The sequence below is a fragment of the Paenibacillus sp. GbtcB18 genome (genome assembly GCF_019091125.1).
Lineage (GTDB): Bacteria > Bacillota > Bacilli > Paenibacillales > NBRC-103111 > Paenibacillus_F > Paenibacillus_F chitinolyticus.
Map to the genome: position 1 here is coordinate 1 of NZ_JAGXJX010000085.1, position 733 is coordinate 733.

At 24.8% G+C, this 733-nt stretch carries 1 protein-coding gene; it reads right to left on the reverse strand.

The window, feature by feature from the left end; all coding sequences use genetic code 11:
• Positions 1–93: 93 nt before the first annotated feature.
• The coding region (locus KVT34_RS29620; RefSeq protein ID WP_369016300.1) for an acyltransferase family protein at positions 94–733 on the reverse strand (640 nt) is incomplete at its 5' end.

Here is a 733-nt window from a genome sequence, read left to right on the forward strand (position 1 = left end):
ATAAATCTCCATCACTTTTCTCCTTCACTATATGTATATCGATTCTACAAGGTAATCTTGAGTATATACACTTTAATTACTACTAAATAAAACTCATTTTAAATTATATTTTCTCCCCACCATAAAAGGGACATATTTATTTACAATGATAATTATTGGAAATGCTATTAATATAGTTCCAACAGTATAAAAAAGTGCCCAATAAAATGAATCTAAGGTACTACTTAGATTTATTTTAAAGCCGAAAACTAAAATTACTTTAACAAACATAATACATGTTTGATGAACAGCTAAAATAAGTAATGAATTTCTACCAATATATTTAATAAAGTTTATATTCGATAAGAATTTCGAGAATATTATCCAGCAAAAAATCCCCAATAAACTTCCTAAATAAAAATAGGCATAATTTCCATATTCATTAAGATTCATGTCAACTCTTCCATTTAACTTACAAATTAACAATTCTAATATACTTAATAAGAACACTAAAACAATAATTAAGCTAACTTTAAATATACTGTTAATTTCAAGAGGTTTAATATTTTTTTTGACAATATAACCAATCCCAAAAAAGACTGTACTAGTTAAAGCCACATCCATTCCCCACGGAAATCTAAATGGCATATAAATACTATCCAAATAACCTAGAATGGAAAAAACAACTAATGAAATTACTATTTTAAAAGTATGTTTTACATACTTACTAAGTACATAAAACATACTTTCTGTT